Annotated in this window: 15 protein-coding genes; 10 read left to right on the top strand and 5 right to left on the bottom strand. The window is 65.5% G+C overall.

What is annotated here, in order from left to right; all coding sequences use genetic code 11:
- Positions 1-102: 102 nt before the first annotated feature.
- Positions 103-810, top strand: a complete 708-nt coding sequence (locus ABC383_RS16360; protein ID WP_413015120.1) for an alpha/beta hydrolase — start codon at positions 103-105, stop codon at positions 808-810.
- A 91-nt stretch (positions 811-901) separates the two neighbouring features.
- Here ABC383_RS16360 and ABC383_RS16355 read toward each other — a convergent pair whose 3' ends face one another.
- Positions 902-4609: a DUF748 domain-containing protein gene (locus tag ABC383_RS16355; protein WP_413015118.1), complete on the bottom strand. Its 3708-nt coding sequence runs from the start codon at positions 4607-4609 to the stop codon at positions 902-904.
- A 602-nt stretch (positions 4610-5211) separates the two neighbouring features.
- Between ABC383_RS16355 and ABC383_RS16350 the strand changes: the two genes are divergently transcribed.
- The gene (locus tag ABC383_RS16350) at positions 5212-6129 is read left to right on the top strand and encodes an EamA family transporter (protein WP_413015116.1); all 918 of its coding nucleotides are present in this window, start codon (positions 5212-5214) and stop codon (positions 6127-6129) included.
- 204 nt (positions 6130-6333) lie between these two features.
- On the opposite strand, the gene ssb is transcribed toward ABC383_RS16350, so the two are convergent.
- A complete protein-coding gene (ssb, locus tag ABC383_RS16345; protein WP_413015115.1) occupies positions 6334-6858 on the bottom strand; it encodes a single-stranded DNA-binding protein in 525 nt (174 codons plus the stop codon).
- A gap of 20 nt (positions 6859-6878) precedes the next feature.
- A complete protein-coding gene (locus ABC383_RS16340) occupies positions 6879-8075 on the bottom strand; it encodes an MFS transporter (RefSeq protein WP_413015113.1) in 1197 nt (398 codons plus the stop codon).
- A gap of 183 nt (positions 8076-8258) precedes the next feature.
- Between ABC383_RS16340 and uvrA the strand changes: the two genes are divergently transcribed.
- The gene (gene uvrA, locus ABC383_RS16335; RefSeq protein WP_413015112.1) at positions 8259-11114 is read left to right on the top strand and encodes an excinuclease ABC subunit UvrA; all 2856 of its coding nucleotides are present in this window, start codon (positions 8259-8261) and stop codon (positions 11112-11114) included.
- A 4-nt stretch (positions 11115-11118) separates the two neighbouring features.
- Entirely contained in the window at positions 11119-11397 is a 279-nt protein-coding gene (locus tag ABC383_RS16330) for an acylphosphatase (protein ID WP_413015111.1), read from the top strand.
- 14 nt (positions 11398-11411) lie between these two features.
- Here ABC383_RS16330 and ABC383_RS16325 read toward each other — a convergent pair whose 3' ends face one another.
- Complete coding sequence (locus tag ABC383_RS16325; RefSeq protein WP_413015109.1) at positions 11412-12314, bottom strand: AEC family transporter; 903 nt, start codon at positions 12312-12314, stop codon at positions 11412-11414.
- A gap of 112 nt (positions 12315-12426) precedes the next feature.
- Complete coding sequence (locus ABC383_RS16320) at positions 12427-14412, bottom strand: monovalent cation:proton antiporter family protein (protein ID WP_413015107.1); 1986 nt, start codon at positions 14410-14412, stop codon at positions 12427-12429.
- 139 nt (positions 14413-14551) lie between these two features.
- Between ABC383_RS16320 and ABC383_RS16315 the strand changes: the two genes are divergently transcribed.
- From ABC383_RS16315 to ABC383_RS16290, 6 genes are read left to right on the top strand one after another with little or no spacing between them, the layout of a single operon-like run.
- Positions 14552-15577, top strand: a complete 1026-nt coding sequence (locus ABC383_RS16315) for a KpsF/GutQ family sugar-phosphate isomerase (RefSeq protein WP_413015106.1) — start codon at positions 14552-14554, stop codon at positions 15575-15577.
- Positions 15577-16113 carry a KdsC family phosphatase gene (locus ABC383_RS16310; RefSeq protein ID WP_413015104.1) on the top strand — a complete coding sequence of 179 codons (537 nt, stop codon included), beginning with the start codon at positions 15577-15579 and terminating at the stop codon, positions 16111-16113. Before ABC383_RS16315 ends, ABC383_RS16310 begins: the two co-directional genes overlap by 1 nt.
- Entirely contained in the window at positions 16110-16706 is a 597-nt protein-coding gene (gene lptC / locus ABC383_RS16305; protein ID WP_413015102.1) for an LPS export ABC transporter periplasmic protein LptC, read from the top strand. Before ABC383_RS16310 ends, lptC begins: the two co-directional genes overlap by 4 nt.
- Positions 16707-16751: 45 nt before the next feature.
- The gene (lptA, locus tag ABC383_RS16300) at positions 16752-17306 is read left to right on the top strand and encodes a lipopolysaccharide transport periplasmic protein LptA (protein WP_194713658.1); all 555 of its coding nucleotides are present in this window, start codon (positions 16752-16754) and stop codon (positions 17304-17306) included.
- 1 nt (position 17307) lies between these two features.
- Positions 17308-18051, top strand: a complete 744-nt coding sequence (lptB, locus tag ABC383_RS16295; RefSeq protein WP_413015100.1) for an LPS export ABC transporter ATP-binding protein — start codon at positions 17308-17310, stop codon at positions 18049-18051.
- A gap of 12 nt (positions 18052-18063) precedes the next feature.
- The gene (locus ABC383_RS16290; RefSeq protein ID WP_413015098.1) at positions 18064-19548 is read left to right on the top strand and encodes an RNA polymerase factor sigma-54; all 1485 of its coding nucleotides are present in this window, start codon (positions 18064-18066) and stop codon (positions 19546-19548) included.
- The last annotated feature ends 1 nt before the right edge of the window (position 19549 follow it).

The raw sequence follows: 19549 nt of genomic DNA, 5'->3' as shown, positions 1-19549 counted from the left end.
GCAATAACGCCGCCATCGGGTTGAACCGACGTGCAGGCGAACATTCCAAGCATCTGTTCCATGTCGAGATTTTTCTAATCTTCCGAAGGATGCAGCCGACCCATGCCTGCCGACTCCCACCTGCATTCCCGCCCCAAACACATCAGTCATGCGGCACCGACCGGCCTGCAGGCGCTGCCCGATGCCAACGGCCGCGACAGCTACCTGTATGTGCCGCCAGGCTACCGGCCCGACTGCCCGGCCCCGATGGCGCTGCTGCTGCACGGCGCCGGCGGCCATGCGCTGCATGGCCTGGACCTGCTGCGCGAGCATGCCGACGCCGCCGGCCTGATCCTGCTGGCGCCGGCATCGCGCGACTCGACCTGGGACCTGATCGCCCGCCATTACTACGGCGCCGACGTGGAACTGATAGAACGCAGCCTGGCCATGGTTTTCGCCGACTATGCCATCGACACGACCCGTCTCGCCGTCGGCGGCTTTTCCGACGGCGCCTCCTATGCGCTATCGCTGGGCATGGACAATGGCGACCTGTTTTCCCATGTGATCGCCTTCTCGCCCGGCTTCATCCTGCCGCTGGCCAGCCGCGGTTTGCCGCGAATGTTCATCGCGCACGGCGATGCGGATGACGTGCTGCCGGTGGCAATCTGCAGCCGGCGCATCGTGCCGCGCCTGGAAAGAGAGGGCTATCCGGTGACGTATGTCGAGTTCGCGGGCGGGCATGTGGTGCCGCCCGGGATCGCACAGCGGGCGCTGGACTGGTTTCTCGACCAGGGCAACGCAACGATGCCGGACCAGGCCGCGCAGGCTTGATTGCTTCTGGTTGCCCCTGGCAGTGATCAACGGCTTGGTGGAATGCCCCTTCAGGATATTCCCCCCTTGCCTGACTGCTCCCCGGCAGCGGCTACAGCGGCGCCAGCTCCAGCCGGGTTGCCGTGCCGTCCGAGGCGGATTCGTCCGCGTTGCCCAGCGCCACCTGCTGCGCCGGCAGCGCCGCTTGTTCCAGCTGCTGCCGCACCGCGGCGCCGCGCGCCTGGCTCAGCTGCGCCAGCGCGTCCTGCGGCAAGGGCTGCGCGGCAATCACCTTGTCCAGCAGTTGCCCATACCAGGCGTCGGCCGCCTGGTCGGCCGGCGGCGTGGGCAAGGGGCCGGGATAACGTTCGGCGTACATGGCGGCAATGGCTTTCTGCGCGGCGACGCTGGCGGTGTCGATCGGGCCCGGATCTTCCCCCGGCGCCAGGCGCACGCCCATGCGCGCCAGCAGCAGGCGGCGCGCCTCCACCGACCGCAGCGCCTGCGCGTCCTGTGCGGCATCCACGGCCGGATGCACCACGAGCCGCACATTGGGACGTTTCGCCAGGCCTTGCCCCAGCTTGGCCAGCTTCTCCTGTTCGGGCGGCGCCAGTTCCGCGCTGCCGGCGTCGAAGGCAATCGTATCGAGCTTTTCGCCGCTGCCGCCAAACAATGAAGCAAGCGCGCGAAACGGCGCGGTGACCACGCTGCGCAGCACATTGCCGATCGCGCGGCGCGCCACTGCGCCGAAGCTGAACTGCGGGTTCTGCAGGTCGCCCCTGACCGGCACGCCGATGTTGATGACACCGTTTTCGTCTTCCAGCAGCGACAGCGCCAGCTTCAGCGGCAGGTCCATCGCGGTCGGGCTGTCGACCTTTTCTCCCAGCTGCACCTTGTTGAGCACGAAGCGGTTGTCCCCCACCAGCCGGTTCTCCCTGACCTGGTAGCGCAGGTCCATCGACAGCGTGCCGGCACTGACGCGGTAGCCGGCAAAGCGCACCACGTAGGGCGTGAGCGCAGAGAGATCGACATTGCGGAAGTTCATGCGCACGTCGGTGGCATAGGCCGGCTTGAACGGGTTCATGCTGCCCTCGATGCGGGCATCGCCATAGTCGGCGATGGCGGCATTGAACTGCAGACGGGCACGGCTGCCCGGCGCGCTCGACAGGCCGGTCATCACGCCCTGCAGGTGGTGCATGCGGGTGCTGAACTGCGGCTGCTGGCTGAAGTCGGCGAAGGTCAGCACGCCGCGCTCCACCCGCAGCCGGGCGATCGACACCGGGAAGGCGTCGGCCTCCTGGCCTGGCGCTGCGGGCGCATTCCCGCCTTTTGCCGCTGCGCCCTGCCCGGCCGCTTCCGGCTTGCGCTTCAACACGCGCGCCAGGTTCACGCTCTGGTCTTCGGCAATGATCAGCTCGGCGACCGGGCCGGCGATGCGCAGCTGGCCAATGTCGAGCCGGTTCGGCGACAGCGTCAGCCGCATGTCGCTGGCGGCCACCGCATCCCAGGACATGAAGTGCCGGCGCGGCGCGGTTTCCTCGATCGCCACCTTGTCCAGCGATGCGGTGCCGGTGTAAGCCAGCTTCGGCCCCTGCGCATCGCCAAAGCGCAGCCGGCCGGCGCCGGACAGGGTGCCACCGGTCAGCGCCAGCCGCGCCGCTTCGGTCAGGTAGGGCTGCAGCATCGCCAGCGGCAGGCCGGCGGCGCGGATGCCGAGGTCGCCGGCGCCATTGGTCAGGGCGATGCTTCCTTCGGCCTGCAGCGTGCCGCCGCCGCTGCGGCCGGATAGCTGCAGCCGCGCCGGGCCGGGGGCGCCGGTATCGAACTCGCTCATGGTGGCGGCGATGTCATCCACCTTGACCGCCAGCGGCGGTTCCTGGCGCGCATCGGCATAGGCCAGGCTGAAATCGCGCAGGGCCAGCTTGCTGGCAGTGATGCGCCAGGGCGCTGCGGCCGGCGCGTTGCCGGGCCTGGCGGGCGCGACGGGCTCGACAGACTTGACGGGTGCAGCGGGTTTGGGAGGAGTGGCGGACTTGACGGGTTTGGCTGACTTGGCTGACCTGGCTGCAGACTTCTGATCCGGCTGGCGGGCTGCGTCCGTTACGGGTACGGGTGTTGCCGGTCCGGTCCAGTTCAGGCTGCCATCCTTGTCGAAGCGCACCTGGGCGGCGCCGCCGGCCAGCGCCAGGCTGCCGAGATCGAGCCGGCGCTCGCCCAGCCGCACCTTCGCGCCCTTGAGCTGCACATCGTCCGCATGCGCCAGTTCGCCGGCCTGGCGCGCCTCGTTGATCGCCAGCTTCTTCAGGCTGGCCGACAGGCCGTCGGCGCTGACATCCGGTCCGGACGCGGGCAAGGACAAGGTCAGCGTGTCGGCGGCGCTGCTGCCCTGGGCCAGGCTGTAGCGCGCGCCCTGGCGCCCGGCCGCGCCGACGGCGACGCCGGCCGCTTCCAGCCGGGTCGCCAGCATCTGCGCCGACAAGACCGCCTTGTCGCCTTCCTTGCGGCCGGACCGGATCTGGCGCGACGTCAGCCTGACGGCGCCGGTGCGCACCGCCTGGCCGGCGGCCCGCTGCGCCAGGCTGGCCAGCGACAGCGCGGCGCCCTCGGCCTGCGCCTCCATCGCGCCTGCCGACAGGCGCAGCGCAAGCCGGTCAAGTTTCAGCGATGGCGCGGCAGCGTCGATGTCGCCGCCTGCCTGTTTCCATTGCAGGCGCGGCAATGCCAGCGCGGTGTCTTCCAGCGTCAGCGCGGTGGCGTCGCCGACACTGGCCAGCAGCTGCCGCATGCCCAGGCTGGCCTCGGGCAACTGCAGCCGGTCGGCGCCGCTGGAGAGGCTGGCTGCGCCCAGCGTCAGCGCCGGCCCGGTCAGGGTCAGCTGCATGCCGTCCGCCGCCGGCGACCACTCTGCCCGCGGCAGGGCCAGCCGGCCCGATTCCAGCGCGATGACCTGGCGTTGCGCCGTGGCGGTGAAGCCGGCCAGGGTCAGTTCAAGCTGTTCCAGCACCGCATGCAGCGCGCCATCCCTGATGGCCGCGCTGTACTTGCCCGACAGGCCCAGCGTGCCTGCCACGTCGCTCAGCGGCAGCCGGGTGTGCAGCCCGCGCGCCAGGGTGCCCGCCTGCATGCCGGCCAGGTCCAGGTTGCCATTGAGCGAAAATGGCTGCAGCCCGAGCGTTCCGCCGGCGCGCAGCACCTCGCCGGCCTCGCTGCGCGCCGACAGCTGCCAGTTGCCGCTGTCCGGCGCCAGCGTGCCGATATTCGTTGCCTCCAGCGTGAGCGGATTGATGCGGGCGATGAGCTGCTGCTCCAGGCGCTGGTCAGCCACGTCGACCCGGCCGTTCTTCACGCCCAGGTGACGCACCAGCAGCCTTGGCGGCGCCTGTTCCGGTTTGGCGCCGGGCCGCTTCAATGCCGCCAGCAGCGGCTGCAGGTTGAGCCCGCCGTCCTTGTCGAATTCAATGCGCAGGCTGGGTTGTTCGAGCTGGATGTCGGTAAAGGTCCAGGCGCGGCGGAACAGGCTGGAAAATTCAAAGTCGGCGCGCAGTTTTTCGGCGGCCAGCAGCGTGCCTTCGCGCACCGTGCGCAGGCTGACATCGCCCAGTTCGAGCGTCAGGGTCAGCGGATTGAAATAGACATGCCCCAGGCTTAGCGTGGCGCCCAGCCGGCTCTGGGCCTGCTCGGGCAGTTGCCATTTGAGCAGCGCCGGCACGATGAACAGGCCGCCTGCCAGATAGGTCAGGGCAAGCGCCCCGACTGCCAGTACCGGCTTGCTGCCGGCAATGCTGGCCAGGCGTCCATGCTTGTTTTGCTGGGATTTCATTTTTTATTGTGTGACGAACATGCATCCGGCATCCGCACTCGACGGTGCGCAGAACCGGGATTGTAGACCGAATGGGTAGGGGTATGGGGGTGAAAAAAGCCTATGGCAATAAGCGACAGCCCTGCGGGACCGGCGCCGTGCCGGGCAAGCTGATCAGGTCGGGCATGGTTGGCCACGGCGCATGGCTTGCTGTGCGCATCGTACGTGGCATGGGCGCCTGGCCTGTCGATGGCTTGTCAGCGTTTCAAGGCAGGTCTGCCTGTTCCTGCGCATCGACGCACCCGGATTACCAAGCGGGGCTTATCCTTGCATGCGGCGCGTATCCTAGCCTTGCCAACGCGCTTTGCAAAATCGCTTCATCAACAGGAATATCACCATGCCGGCATCCGCCATACTATCGTCTTGCCTATCCCCGGGCGCGCCAGAAACCTTGCCTGGACACATGTCATGGCTGATGACTGGCCGCGTCGCATGCAGCGGCTTCCATGGCCTGACAACAACAGCCCGCACCGGACACGGGCCGCTTGCCTGATGCATACCGATGGTGGCTTGTCATGGTTTGTTGTATCGCTCGGCTGCCGCGCTGGCAAGGCAGGAAGGGCATGATGGCCCTGGCCTCGCGCCACATGGCAGCCGCCTGCGCCGGCATCACGGCCAATGTGCTGCTGGGCCTGTCAGCGCTGTTCTGGAAGACGCTGGGCGCGCTGCCCCCTCTGACGCTGCTGACCGCGCGCATCATTGCCTCGCTGGCCGCCCTGCTGCTGATCATGGGCGCTCTGGGCCGGCTGCGCGCACTGGCGCAGCGCGTGAGCCGGCGCGATGTGGCGATCCACGTGACGGCGGCGATTCTGGTGGCCTGCAACTGGCTTACCTTCATATGGGCCTCTATCCAGGGCCACGTGGTGGAAAGCGGCCTCGGTTACCTGCTGGCGCCTTTCGTGGCCATCGCCGCCGGGCGCCTGGTGTTCGGAGAAACCATGAGCCCCACCCGACTGGCCGCCCTGCTGCTGATTGCCGGCTGCGTCCTGCTGCTCGCGTTCCGCAGCCAGGAATTGCAGCACCGGGTCTACCTGATCATCGGCATCACCTGGGGCGCCTACGCCTGCCTGAAGAAAATCGCCACGCTGGACGCCTTCGGCGGCCTGCTGTGCGAAACGCTGGTGCTGGCGCTGCTGCTGCCGGCATTGGCCTGGAGCGGGGCATTGCACCTGGCATGGCCGCCGCCATTGACCAGCGCCACCTGGGCGCTGCTTGCCGCCAGCGGCCTGGTATCCGTGCTGCCGCTCTGGTTGTTCTCGCTCGCGGCGGCGCGCCTGCCGATCACCATCATGGGCTTTTTCCAGTTCGTGCTGCCAGTAACGCAGCTGCTGGTCGCCGTGCTGGTTTATCACCAGACCTTGTCGGCCAATAGCGCGCTGTGCTTCGGCCTGATCTGCGCAGCGCTGCTGCTGATGCTGTGCGAGCCTGTGCTGACCCGCGTTGTCGGGGCTGCGCGGGGAAACAGGCGGGATGCGCACTGACGTGTCCCTGGTCAGGCAGGCCGTCTTGACCGCGAAGCAAAGGCCTGCAGCCTGGCGAGGCTGCCGGTTTCGATCGACGCCGGAGCCGGCACTGCGCACTGGCCATACCAGCAGCTGCCGTGCCGCAACCCAAATGAAAAACCCCTGACCGGCTGTGAGGCAAGGTCAGGGGTTTGCTGGACGTTCCGGGCTGGACCAGCTTCCTCAGAACGGAATATCGTCATCCATATCCGAGAAATTCGGCGCCGGACGCGGCGCCGGGCGGCTGCCGCCACCGCCGCCACCGCCGGTGTTCTGGCGTGCCGGCGGCGCGCTGCCGTAGCCGCCGTCATCCATGCCGCCGCCCATGCCGCCGCCCATGCCGCCGCCGGCGCCCGCGCCGCCGCCCATGCCCTGGCGGCTGCCCAGCATCTGCATGGTATCGGCGCGGATGTCGGTCGCATACTTCTCGACGCCGTCCTTGTCGGTGTACTTGCGGGTGCGCAGCGAGCCTTCGACATAGACCTGGCTGCCCTTCTTCAGGTACTGGCCGGCGATTTCCGCCAGCTTGCCGAAGAAGCTGATGCGATGCCACTCGGTCTGTTCCTTCTTTTCACCGGTGGCCTTGTCCTTCCAGGTGTCGGTGGTGGCGACCGTGATCGACGTCATTGCGTCGCCGCTGGGCATGTAGCGGGTCTCCGGGTCGCGCCCGAGGTTGCCAACGATGATGACCTTGTTGACCGAAGCCATGGATAACTCTCCTTAACTGTTTAGACGGCGGCTGGCTGCTGTTTCGGGCCGCGCCGCGGCAGGTTTTGCATATTGGACGCAATTATAAGCCACACCACGGTCAGGCCCGCGCCCAGAATGAAGACCGCCGAGCGGCTCGCATGCTGGGTCAGCCAGCCGCCGGCGGCGCCGCCGCAGAACAGGCCCAGGGCCTGCAAGGTGTTGTAGACGCCCAGCGCGGCGCCGCGTCCGCCGGGCGGCGCAAGGCGCGATACCAGCGACGGCTGGCTCGCTTCCAGGATGTTGAAGGCGATGAAGAAGGCCAGCAGCAGGCCGACCAGGGCGGGCGCGCCCGGCGTGGCCTGCGACAGCGTGAACCACATGCCGCCCTGCACCAGCAGCAGCAGCGCAATGGCGCCGATGAACACCTGCTTCATGCAGCCGCGCTTCTCGCCGACGAATACCGGCGGCAGCATCAGCACGAAGGACGCCAGCACCACCGGCAGGTAAATTTTCCAGTGCGTCGACACCGGCATATTCATGCTCTGCACCAGCGCCGCCGGCACCACCACGAACATCGCCATCTGCGTCAGGTGCAGCGCGAACACGCCGTAGTTGAGCCGCATCAGCTCGCGGTTCTTCAGCACTTCGGCAAAGCGCACCCGGCCCGGCGGCAGCGGCGCGGCGGGCGGCACCACGTACAGCACCACCAGGATGGCCGCCACCGACATCAGGCCGATCAGCGCGAACATGCCGCTCATGCCGATGGCGCTGTAGAGCAGCGGCGCGGCCACCAGCGACAGCGCGAACGACAGCCCGATCGAGCCGCCCACCATGGCCATGGCCTTGGTCCGGTGCTCCTCCCGGGTGCTGTCGGCAATCAGCGCGGTGATGGCCGCCGAGATCGCGCCGGCGCCCTGCACCGCCCGGCCCACGATGACCCAGCCGATATGGCTGGCCATGGCGGCGATGAAGGAGCCGATCGCGAACAGCAGCAGGCCGATGATGATGATGCGCTTCCTGCCATAACGGTCGGAGGCGATGCCGAACGGGATCTGCCCGAACGACTGGGTCAGGCCATACACGCCCAGCGCCAGGCCGATCAGGGTCGCATTGTCGCCGCCGGGCATGCTGCGGGCATGCACGGAAAACACCGGCAGGATCAGGAACAGGCCCAGCATGCGCAGCGCGAATATCGCGGCCAGCGAGGCGCTGGCGCGGACTTCGGTGCGGTTCATGCGGCTGTCCGGCAAGGGGGATTGACTGGATGACATGGGTAGGATTTAGCGGCAAATACCGGGTAATACGGCGAACTTCAAAACCCGTTATAGTATCAGGTTGACCCGCTTGAACCCCGCTCCTGCCGCGATTGATTGCACAACATTTCACAAGCAGCCGGGATACTAACGCTGAAAGTATTCATGGAAGAAATTCGCATTCGAGGCGCCCGTACGCACAACCTCAAGAACATCAATCTCGACCTGCCGCGCAATAAACTGATTGTCATTACCGGCCTGTCCGGTTCCGGAAAGTCCTCGCTGGCCTTCGACACCCTGTATGCCGAAGGCCAGCGGCGCTATGTAGAGTCGCTGTCGGCCTATGCGCGGCAGTTCCTGCAGCTGATGGAAAAGCCGGACGTCGACCTGATCGAGGGCCTGTCGCCGGCCATCTCGATCGAGCAGAAAGCCACGTCGCACAATCCGCGCTCGACGGTAGGCACCGTCACTGAAATCCACGACTACCTGCGCCTCCTGTATGCCCGCGTCGGCACGCCCTACTGCCCGCGCCATCCGCAGCGGCCGCTGGCGGCGCAGTCGGTGTCGCAGATGGTGGACGCCGTGCTGGCCATGCCGGAAGACACCAAGCTGATGATCCTGGCGCCGGTGGTGGCCAACCGCAAGGGCGAGCATCTCGAGCTGTTCGAGCACATGCAGGCGCAGGGCTTCGTGCGCTTTCGGGTGCAGTCCGGCACCGGCGGCGCGCACATCCATGACATCGACGACCTGCCCAAGCTGAAGAAAACCGAGAAGCACACCATCGACGTCGTGATCGACCGCGTGAAGGTCAAGGTCGAGATCAAGCAGCGCCTGGCGGAAAGCTTCGAGACCGCGCTGCGCCTGGCCGACGGCCGGGCGATGGTGGTGGACATGGACACCGGCATCGAGAGCGTCTATTCCAACAAGTTCGCCTGCACCGACTGCGGCTACTCGCTGCAGGAACTGGAGCCGCGGCTGTTCTCGTTCAACAACCCGATGGGCGCCTGCCAGGAATGCGACGGCCTCGGCCATATCGAGTTCTTCGATCCGCGCCGCATCGTGGCCTTCCCCAACCTGTCGCTGGCCTCCGGCGCGGTCAAGGGCTGGGACCGGCGCAACCAGTTCTACTTCCAGATGCTGTCCAGCCTGGCATCCCACTTCGAGTTCGACCTCGACGTGCCCTTCGAAGACCTGCCGCAGAAGGCGCAGGACGTGGTGCTGCACGGCTCCGGCCGGCAGACCGTGCCCTTCACCTACATCAACGAACGCGGCCGCGCCGTGGTGCGCGAGCATACCTTCGAGGGCGTGGTCAACAACCTGCAGCGGCGCTATCGCGAGACCGACTCGATCGCCGTCAAGGAAGAGCTGGCCAAGTTCATCAACAAGAAGGAATGCCCGGCCTGCAACGGCGCCCGGCTGCGCGAAGAGGCGCGCCATGTGAAGGTCGGCAACGGCGCGCAGGAACGCGCGATCTATGAAGTCGCGGCCACGCCCCTGCGCGACACCCTGTCGTTCTTCGAGACCCTGAAGCTCAAGGGTTCCAAGCGCGAGATCGCCGACCGCATCATCAAGGAAATCATTGCGCGCCTGACCTTCCTGAACAACGTCGGCCTGGACTACCTGTCGCTCGAACGCAGCGCCGACACCCTGTCGGGTGGCGAAGCGCAGCGCATCCGGCTGGCATCGCAGATCGGCTCCGGCCTGACAGGCGTGATGTACGTGCTGGACGAGCCCTCGATCGGCCTGCACCAGCGCGACAACGACCGCCTGATCGAAACCCTGAAGCATCTGCGCGACATCGGCAACAGCGTGCTGGTGGTCGAGCATGATGAAGATGCGATCCGCTGCGCCGACTACATCGTCGACATGGGCCTGGGCGCGGGCGTGCATGGCGGCGACGTGATCGCCGAGGGCACGCTGCCGCAGATCCTGAAGAACAAGAAGTCCCTGACCGCGCAGTACCTGAACGGCACCTTCCAGATCAAGGTGCCGGAGCAGCGCACCAAACCCGACCCCAAGCGCCAGTTCATCATCACCGGCGCCACCGGCAACAACCTCAAGAACGTGACCTTCAAGGTGCCGGTGGGCTTGCTCACCTGCGTGACCGGCGTGTCCGGTTCGGGCAAGTCGACCCTGGTCAACGACACCCTGTACCATGCCGCCGCGCGCCACCTGTACGGCTCGCAGGCCGAACCGGCGCCGCATGACTCGATCTCCGGCATGGAGCATTTCGACAAGGTGATCTCGGTCGACCAGGCGCCGATCGGCCGCACGCCGCGCTCCAATCCGGCCACCTACACCGGCGTGTTTACGCCGATCCGCGACCTGTTCGCCACCGTGCCCACCGCCAAGGAGCGCGGCTACTCGGCCGGTCGCTTCTCGTTCAACGTCAAGGGCGGGCGCTGCGAGTCCTGCCAGGGCGATGGCGTGCTGAAAGTGGAAATGCACTTCCTGCCGGACGTGTATGTGCCCTGCGATGTCTGTCACGGCAACCGCTACAACCGGGAAACCCTGGAAGTGCAGTACAAGGGCAAGAACATCACCGAGGTGCTCGGCATGACGGTGGAGGAAGCCCATGAGTTCTTCAAGCCGGTGCCGGTGATTGCGCGCAAGCTGCAGACCCTGCTGGACGTCGGCCTGGGCTACATTCGCCTGGGCCAGAGCGCGACCACGCTGTCGGGCGGCGAGGCGCAGCGGGTCAAGCTGTCGCTGGAACTGTCCAAGCGCGACACCGGCCGCACGCTCTATATCCTCGACGAGCCTACCACCGGCCTGCACTTCCATGACATCGACCTGCTGCTGAAGGTGATCCACCGCCTGCGCGACCAGGGCAATACCGTGGTCATCATCGAGCACAACCTCGACGTGATCAAGACCGCCGACTGGATCATCGATCTCGGTCCGGAGGGCGGCGCGGGCGGTGGCCAGATCATCGCCGCCGGCACGCCGGAGGATGTGGCCAAGACGCCTGCCAGCTTCACCGGCAAGTATCTGGCGCCGATGCTGAAGAAAAAGAAGTAAGGCAATGGCGCTGCATCTGCAGATCACCGGCCGGGTACAGGGCGTGGGCTACCGCGCCGCGTTCGAGCGCCAGGCCACATTGCTCGGGCTGTCAGGCTGGGTGCGCAACCGGCATGACGGCTCGGTGGAAGCCGTGGTCGACGGCGACGCCGGCGCGCTGGCGCAGGTCGAGGCCTGGGCGCGCCAGGGTCCGGCCGGCGCCAGCGTGCAGCAGGTGCTTGCCGCGCCATGCGACGCCGGCAGCGTGCGCGCCGGCGTGATGGAAATACGTCCGACTGCCTGAAGCCCCCTGCCCGTTCAGGCCAGTCCCAGCCACAATCCCAGCGGCACGAATCCCAGCGACGCCAGGTTCCCCAGCAGCACGATGGAAGCCACCTTGTCCGGCTCCTGCCTGTACTGCTCGGCAATCATGAAGCAGAACACCGCCGGCGGCAGCGAGGCGAACAGGTACATCTGGCCACGCTGCATGTCGCTCAACGGCAGCACCAGGTCCAGCAGGCCGGCGCTGGCCAGGCCTGTCAGCGGGCAGGCAATCGCGCCGATCAGGCCGATGTGCCAGCTGCGGAAATTCACATCCATCATGCGCACGCCCAGCGAAAAGAGCATCAGCGGAATGCAGGCGTCGCCCAGCATCCGCAGTGCTGACAGCAGCGGCGCCGGCGGGCTCAGCTTGAACACCGCGCACAGCATGCCGAAGATCATGGAGAGCATCATCGGGCTGGTCATGAACTTGAAGAAGGAACTGCGGCGGCCATGCCGCCCGGTCTCGATGATCTTGATGCCGACCGAGAAGTAGACCAGGTTGGCGGCCATGAACAGCGCCACCGCCGCCGACAGGCCGGCAGGACCGAAAGCCAGCGCCGCCAGCGGCAGGCCCATGTTGCCGCAGTTGTTGTACATCATCGGCGGCACGAAGCTGCGCACGTCGTAGCCCAGCAGGCGCGCCACAGGCCATGCCAGCAGGCCCGAACCCAGCGAGATCAGCACGCCGGCTAGGATCAGCACCAGGTTGTGGCCAACATCGAAATCCTTGGCCGCCAGCGCGGTAAACACCAGCAGCGGGCACAGCACTTCCATGCTGACCCGGTTGACTGCGCCCATGTCGGCGCGCACGCTCTCGCCGCGCAGCCGCGCATAGCCATAGCCCACCGCAATGATGGCGAATACCGGCAAGATGATGCTGAGAATGCGTTGAAACATGTCCACTGCCGCTAGTCCTTTTTCCGCATGCGCGCAGGCATGGGCCAGACCGCAGCAATGATGAAGTGAATGATGTGAATGGGAATTGGCACAGGCGCTTGTTCTTCCGCCGCTATGCCTTGAGCAAACGCGCTTCGGCCAGCGCGATGGCTTCGGTCGCGCCGCGCAGCACCACGATATCGCCGCCGTGGAACACCGTCTCCGGCGTGACATCGATGCGGCTCCTGCTGCGCCGGATGGCGGTCACCTCGGCGCCCACCTCGTTGAGCCCGAGCTCCGCCAGCGGCTTGCCGATTGCATGCGCATGCTCGGACAGCGACACCGAATGCAGCCGCACATTCAGGTGTTCGGAATGGTCGGCCGCATCGTCGGCACCGTGGAAGTAGCCGCGCAGGGCCGCATAGCGCTGGCCGCGCACATCCTGCACCCGGTGCAGCACGCGGCGCAGCGGCACGCCCAGCATCAGGAGCGCATGCGAAGCCAGCATCAGGCTGCCCTCGATCGCTTCCGGCACCACTTCGGCCGCGCCCGCGCCGCGCAGCTTGTCGAGGTCAGTATCGTCATGGCTGCGCACGATGACCGGCAGTTGCGGCGCCAGCTCATGCACATGGTGCAGCGTCTTCAATGCCGACGGCGTGCTGGCATAGGTGATCACCATGGCCTCGGCCCGATGGATGCCTGCCGCCAGCAGGCTTTCGCGGCGCGTGGCGTCGCCATACGACACGCTGGCGCCGGCCGCCTGCGCTTCCTGCACCCGTTCGGGATCGAGGTCGAGCGCGTGATAGGCGATCTTCTCTTCCTCCAGCAGCTTGGCCAGGCTCTGTCCGCTGCGGCCGAAGCCGGCGATGATCACATGCTTCTGGGTCGACATGGTGCGGGTGGCAATGCGGGTCAGCGCCAGCGACTGCAGCATCCAGTCATTGGCCGAGAGCTTCAGCACGATGGCATCCGACTTGGCCAGGATCAGCGGCGTGATCAGCATCGACAGCACCATCGAGGCCAGGATCAGCTGCACCAGGAACGGGTCGACCAGCTGCAGACCGCCGGCCTGGTTGAGCAGCACGAAGCCGAATTCGCCGGCCTGCGCCAGCGCCAGGCCGGTGCGCAGCGCAACGCCTGGCGAGGCGCCGAACAGCCGTGCCAGCGCCGCGATCAGCGCGAACTTCACCAGCACCGGCACCAGCAGCAATAGCAGCACCAGCCACCAGTTTTCCAGCACCAGCGGCACATTGAGCAGCATGCCGATGGTGATGAAGAACAGCCCCAGCAGCACGTCGCGGAAAGGCGCGATGTCCTCTTCCACCTGGTGCTTGTACTCTGTCTCGGAAATGAGCATGCCGGCGACGAAGGCGCCCAGCGCCAGCGACAGGCCGGCGCGCTCGGTGATCCAGGCCGCGCCCAGCGTGATCAGCAGCAGGTTCAGCATGAATAGTTCCTGCGAACGGCGCTTGACCACGATCTGGAACCAGCCGCGCATGAGCTTCTGCCCGATCACCAGCAGCAGCACCAGCACCAGCACCGCCTTCAGGCCGGCCCACACCAGCGTGGGCAGCAGGTCGCGCGGATTGGCCAGCGCCGGCACCAGGATCAAGAGCGGCACCAGCGCCAGGTCCTGGAACAGCAGGATGCCGATGATGCGGCGCCCATGCTCGCTTTCCAGTTCCAGCCTTTCGGTCAGCATCTTGGAGACGATGGCGGTGGACGACATGGCCAGCGCGCCGCCCAGCGCAAAGGCGGCCCGCCAGCTGATCTGGAACAGCGACGGCAATATCCAGGCCGACAGCGCACCGAACAGCATGGTCACCGCAATGGTCAGCAGCACCTGCGCCATGCCCAGGCCAAACACCGTCCTGCGCATGGAGGAAAGCTTGGGCAGGGAAAATTCGAGTCCGATAGAGAACATCAGGAAGACAACGCCGAATTCCGCCAGGGTGTGGGTGGTGGCGTTCTCCTCGGCCAGCCCGAGCGCGTGCGGGCCGATCAGGATACCCACAGCCAGGTAGCCCAGCATGGGTGGAAGATGCAGCATGCGAAAACCGACCACGCCAAGCACGGCCGAGCCCAGCAGCAGCAAGGTAAGTTCGAGAGCAGAAAACATTGGGCAGGCGGACTTTCCGGTGATTGTTGAAAAACTGAAACGGCAGATGCATATGTGCCGATAAGTGACCAATCAAATCACCGGGTTTTTGTTATTTCTGGCAGGTTTTTTGCTTTCGTAATTCGTTTATACTTCGGGCATGAGTGTAACCCATGAAAAACCATTGTCGAAGTCTTTCGACACGGCGCAGGCGGCACGCGCAACCGAAATGGCGCGTGAAACCCTGCAGATCGAAGCCGACGCCATCCTGGCCCTGAAGGACCGCGTCACCGCCGACGACGGCAGTTTTGCGCAGGCGGTTGGCCTGCTGCTGGGCTGCAGCGGCCGGGTGGTGGTCTCCGGCATGGGCAAGTCCGGCCATATTGCCCGCAAGATCTCCGCCACGCTGGCCTCGACCGGCACCCCTTCCCTGTTCGTCCATCCTGCCGAGGCGGCCCATGGCGACCTGGGCATGGTCACCGAGAACGATGCCTTCATCGCCATTTCCAATTCCGGCGAAACCGCCGAGCTGCTGGCCATCGTGCCCATCATCAAGCGCATGGGCGCCAAGCTGGTGGCCATGACCGGCAACGACGCTTCCAGCCTGGCGCTGCTGTCGAACGTGCACCTGAATACGGCCGTGGCCAAGGAAGCCTGCCCGCTGAACCTGGCGCCCACAGCAAGCACCACCGCCACGCTGGCGCTGGGCGATGCGCTTGCCGTGGCGCTGCTGGATGCGCGCGGCTTCAGGGAAGAGGATTTTGCCCGTTCCCACCCGGGCGGCGCGCTGGGCCGGCGACTGTTGACCCATGTGCGCGACGTCATGCGTAGCGGCGACGCTGTGCCCAGGGTGGCGCCAGAAGTCTCGCTCAACGCGGCGCTGCTGGAAATCAGCCACAAGGGCATGGCCATGACCGCGGTGGTCGATCCAGAAGGACGGCCGATCGGCGTGTTCACCGACGGCGATCTGCGTCGCATGATCGAGCAAGTGCAGGACTTCAGCAAGATCGTGATCGCCGACGTGATGCATCCCGGCCCGCGCAGCATCGGCCCGGACCAGTTGGCGGTCGAGGCGGTCGAAATGATGGAGCAGCATCGCATCAACCAGCTGCTGGTCACCGACGGCGACGGCATCCTGGTCGGCGCCCTCCACATCCATGACCTGACCCGCGCAAAGGTGATCTGATGCAGCAGTCACTTGAGGAAAGCATGGCGCGGGCACGCCGCATCCGGCTGATGGTGTTCGATGTCGATGGCGTGCTGACCGACGGCAGCCTGCATTTCGGCGCGGACGGCGAAATGATCAAGACCTTCAATGTGCTGGACGGCCACGGCATCAAGCTGCTGCAGCAGTCGGGCGTCATCACCGCCATCATCAGTGCGCGCCAGTCGGCGCTGGTGGCGCGGCGCGCGGCCGATCTCGGCATTACCCATGTGCAGCAGGGCGTGCATGACAAGCTATCGGGTTATCAAGCGTTGCTGGCCGAATGCGGCGTCGAGGCCGAGGCCAGCGGCTTCATCGGCGACGACGTGATCGACCTGCCGGTGCTGACCCGCGTGGGCTTTGCCGCCAGCGTGCCGAACGGCCATCCCGAGGTGCGCTCGCGGGTGCATTACGTCACCACCGCCGGCGGCGGCCGGGGCGCCGTGCGCGAACTGTGCGACTTCATCCTGCGGGCGCAGGGCAATTACGAGGCGGCGCTGGCGCCGTATCTGAGATGAAACAGGATCGCCGCCGCTTCAGCATGGCGCCGATGCTGCTGCTGGTCACGCTGATGGCGCTGGGCAGCTTCTGGCTGCTGCAGATCATGCGCACGCCGGACAACGGCGGCGGCCCGGCGGCGGCGCGCACCGAACCCGATTACTACGTCGACAATTTCAATTTCGTGCGGCTGTCCGCCACTGGCGAGGCGCAGTACAACATCGCCGGCAAGCGCATGGTGCACAATCCGGCCGACGACACGCACACGATCGATTTGCCTGTGATTAACAGCCTTTCGCGCGAGAGGCCGCCGATGACAGCCCGCTCGGAGCGGGCCATCGTGGAACCCGGTGGCGTCAAGATTCACATGTATGACGATGTCAAGATAGATCGCCCGAAAACGCCGCAGGCGGAAAATTTCCACCTGGAGTCCGACTACCTGATGATCTTGCCCGACGAGGACATCATGCGCACCGACAGGCCGGTGCGCCTCACCCTGGGCGGCTCGACGCTCAACGGCGCGGGCATGGTGGCCAACAATGCCACCGGCGAACTCAGCCTTGCCAGCCGGGTCCAGGCAACCCTGCCGCCGCGCCAGACCGCCGTCCGCTGAAAGCGCGACCGGACAATCAACAACGCATTTCCTTAGAGAAGAGTGATGAAACAACTTCACGCATGGTTCATTCTGCTGATAGGCATGGCCGCGGCGGGCAGCTCGCTGGCTGAAAAGGCCGACATGACCAAGCCAACCAACATCGAGGCTAATCAGATGGCCTACGACGACGTCAAGCAGATCAATACCTTCACCGGCGATGTGGTGCTCACGCGCGGCACCCTGATATTGAAAGCCGACCGCATGGTCGTCACCCAGGACCCGGCCGGCTACCAATACGCCACCGTCTACGCCAAGCGCGGCGAGAAAGCCACTTTCCGGCAAAAACGCGATGGCGGCCCGAACCTCTGGATCGAAGGCGAAGCGGCCGACCGCATCGAGTACGACACCAAGACCGAGGTCGCGAAGTTCTATGTGAACGCCAAGATCCGTCTTCTCGAAGGCGCCAGCCCGACCGACGAGGTCGAAGGCGAATTCATTTCCTACGACAGCAAGCAGGAGTTTTACTCGGTCAACAACACGCCCAGCAGCACCAGCAAGGCCGGCGCCGGACGCATCAAGGCCATCATCCAGCCACGCAACGACACCAAGGCGCCCTGAGATGGAGAACAGCATTCTCAACGTGCAGGGCCTGCAAAAAAGCTATGGCGCGCGCCAGGTGGTGCGTGATGTCTCCCTGCATGTCGAAAGCGGCCAGGTGGTCGGATTGCTGGGGCCGAACGGCGCCGGCAAGACCACGTCGTTCTACATGATCGTCGGCCTGGTGCCGTCCGACGCCGGCGCCATCGACCTGGACGGCGTCGACATCTCGCGCCTGCCGATCCACCGCCGCGCCGTGCTGGGCCTGTCCTACCTGCCGCAGGAAGCATCGGTATTTCGCAAGCTTACGGTGGAGGAAAACATTCGCGCGGTGCTGGAGCTGCAGCGCTATGAAGGCAAGCCGCTGTCGAAGGAACAGATCGCGAACCGGCTCAATGCCCTGCTCTCCGAACTGCAGATCGAAAAGCTGCGCGACAACCAGGCGATGTCGCTCTCCGGCGGCGAACGCAGGCGCGTTGAAATCGCGCGCGCCCTGGCTACCAGCCCGCGCTTCATCCTTCTGGATGAGCCCTTTGCCGGCGTCGATCCGATCGCCGTCATCGAAATCCAGCGCATCGTGCGCTTCCTCAAGGAACGCAATATCGGCGTGCTGATCACGGACCACAATGTCCGCGAGACGCTGGGCATTTGCGACCATGCCTACATCATCAACCAGGGCGTAGTGCTGGCCAGCGGCCGCCCGGACGACATCATTGCCGACGAGTCGGTGCGCCGCGTCTATCTCGGCGAGCACTTCCGGATGTGAGAAAAGGCAAAAATGAAACAGACACTTCAACTCCGCGTATCCCAGCATCTCGCGCTGACGCCGCAACTGCAGCAGTCGATCCGGCTGCTGCAGCTTTCAACGCTGGAACTGCATCAGGAACTGGAACAGATCCTGTCCGAGAATCCGCTGCTTGAACGTCTGGATGATCCACTTGACCATTCGATCAGGCTGCTCGCCGACGGCTCCGTCAGCAGCGCGCCGACTTCCACGCCAAGCGGCGACGCACCTGCTTCCGACGCTGCCCCTGCCACGGAAGGCGAAGGCGGTTTCGAAGCCGGCGAGGGTGGCGGCGAAGGCAGCGATAGCGGCGCCGACGCCGACTGGAGTTTCGACGACGTTGCTCGCACCTCCAAGGCCCCGGAAGACGACGATGCCCGCCCGCAGATGGAAGCGCATGAGCTGACCCTGCGCGAGCATCTGCTGGAACAGATGCGCGTAACTGTCCAGAATCCGCGCGACCGGGCGCTGGTTGAACTGGTGATCGACGCGCTGGATGACAACGGTTATCTGACCGAGCCGCTGGAAGAGATCCACGCCCGCCTGCCGGAGGAACTGGAAGTCGAGATCGAGGAGCTGTCGATGGCGCTGAAGCTGCTGCAAAGCTTCGACCCGGCCGGCGTCGGCGCGCGCGACGCGTCGGAGTGCCTGGCGCTGCAGATCCGGCGCATGCCGCGCGTTCCCATGGTGACGCGCCGCACCGCACTGCAGATCGTCGAGAAGCACTTGCAGCTGTTTGCGCAGCGCGACTTCAACAAGCTGAAGAAGAGCCTGGACTGTGACGAGGAAGACCTGCGCGAGGCGCAGGCAGTGATCCGGCAATGCAATCCGCACCCTGGCGCCATGTTCGCCAGCGACGCGTCGGACTATGTCGTGCCCGACGTGATCGTCAAGCGCGGCAAGAACGGCTGGCAGGTGATGCTCAATCATGACGTCATGCCGCGCCTGCGCGTCAATGCGCTGTATGCCAACATCCTCAAGCAGAGCAAGGGCGAAGGCTCGATGAGTTCGCAGCTGCAAGAAGCGAAATGGCTGATCAAGAACATGCGCCAGCGTTTCGATACCATCCTGCGCGTCGCCCAGGCCATTGTGGACCGCCAGCGCAACTTTTTCTCCCATGGCGCAGTGGCAATGCGACCTCTTGTGTTACGAGAAATAGCTGATACACTGGGTTTACACGAAAGCACCATCTCGCGTGTGACCACACAGAAATACATGCTCACGCCGCATGGCATGTTCGAGTTGAAGTACTTCTTCGGCAGCCATGTTGCAACCGATGCAGGCGGCGAAGCCTCATCGACTGCAATCCGGGCGTTGATCAAACAACTCATAGGAGCCGAAGACCCGAAGAACCCATTTTCCGATAGTCGCATCGCAGAAATGCTGGCGGAACAGGGTATGGTAGTAGCACGCCGTACCGTCGCAAAATATCGGGAAGCCCTGAAAATCCCTCCAGTCAATCTGCGCAAGTCCTTGTAGT

The sequence above is a fragment of the Noviherbaspirillum phoenicis genome (assembly GCF_047237965.1).
GTDB lineage: Bacteria > Pseudomonadota > Gammaproteobacteria > Burkholderiales > Burkholderiaceae_D > Noviherbaspirillum_A.
The sequence above is the reverse complement of the archived record's forward strand: the minus strand, read 5'-3'. Positions and strand labels throughout refer to the sequence as shown.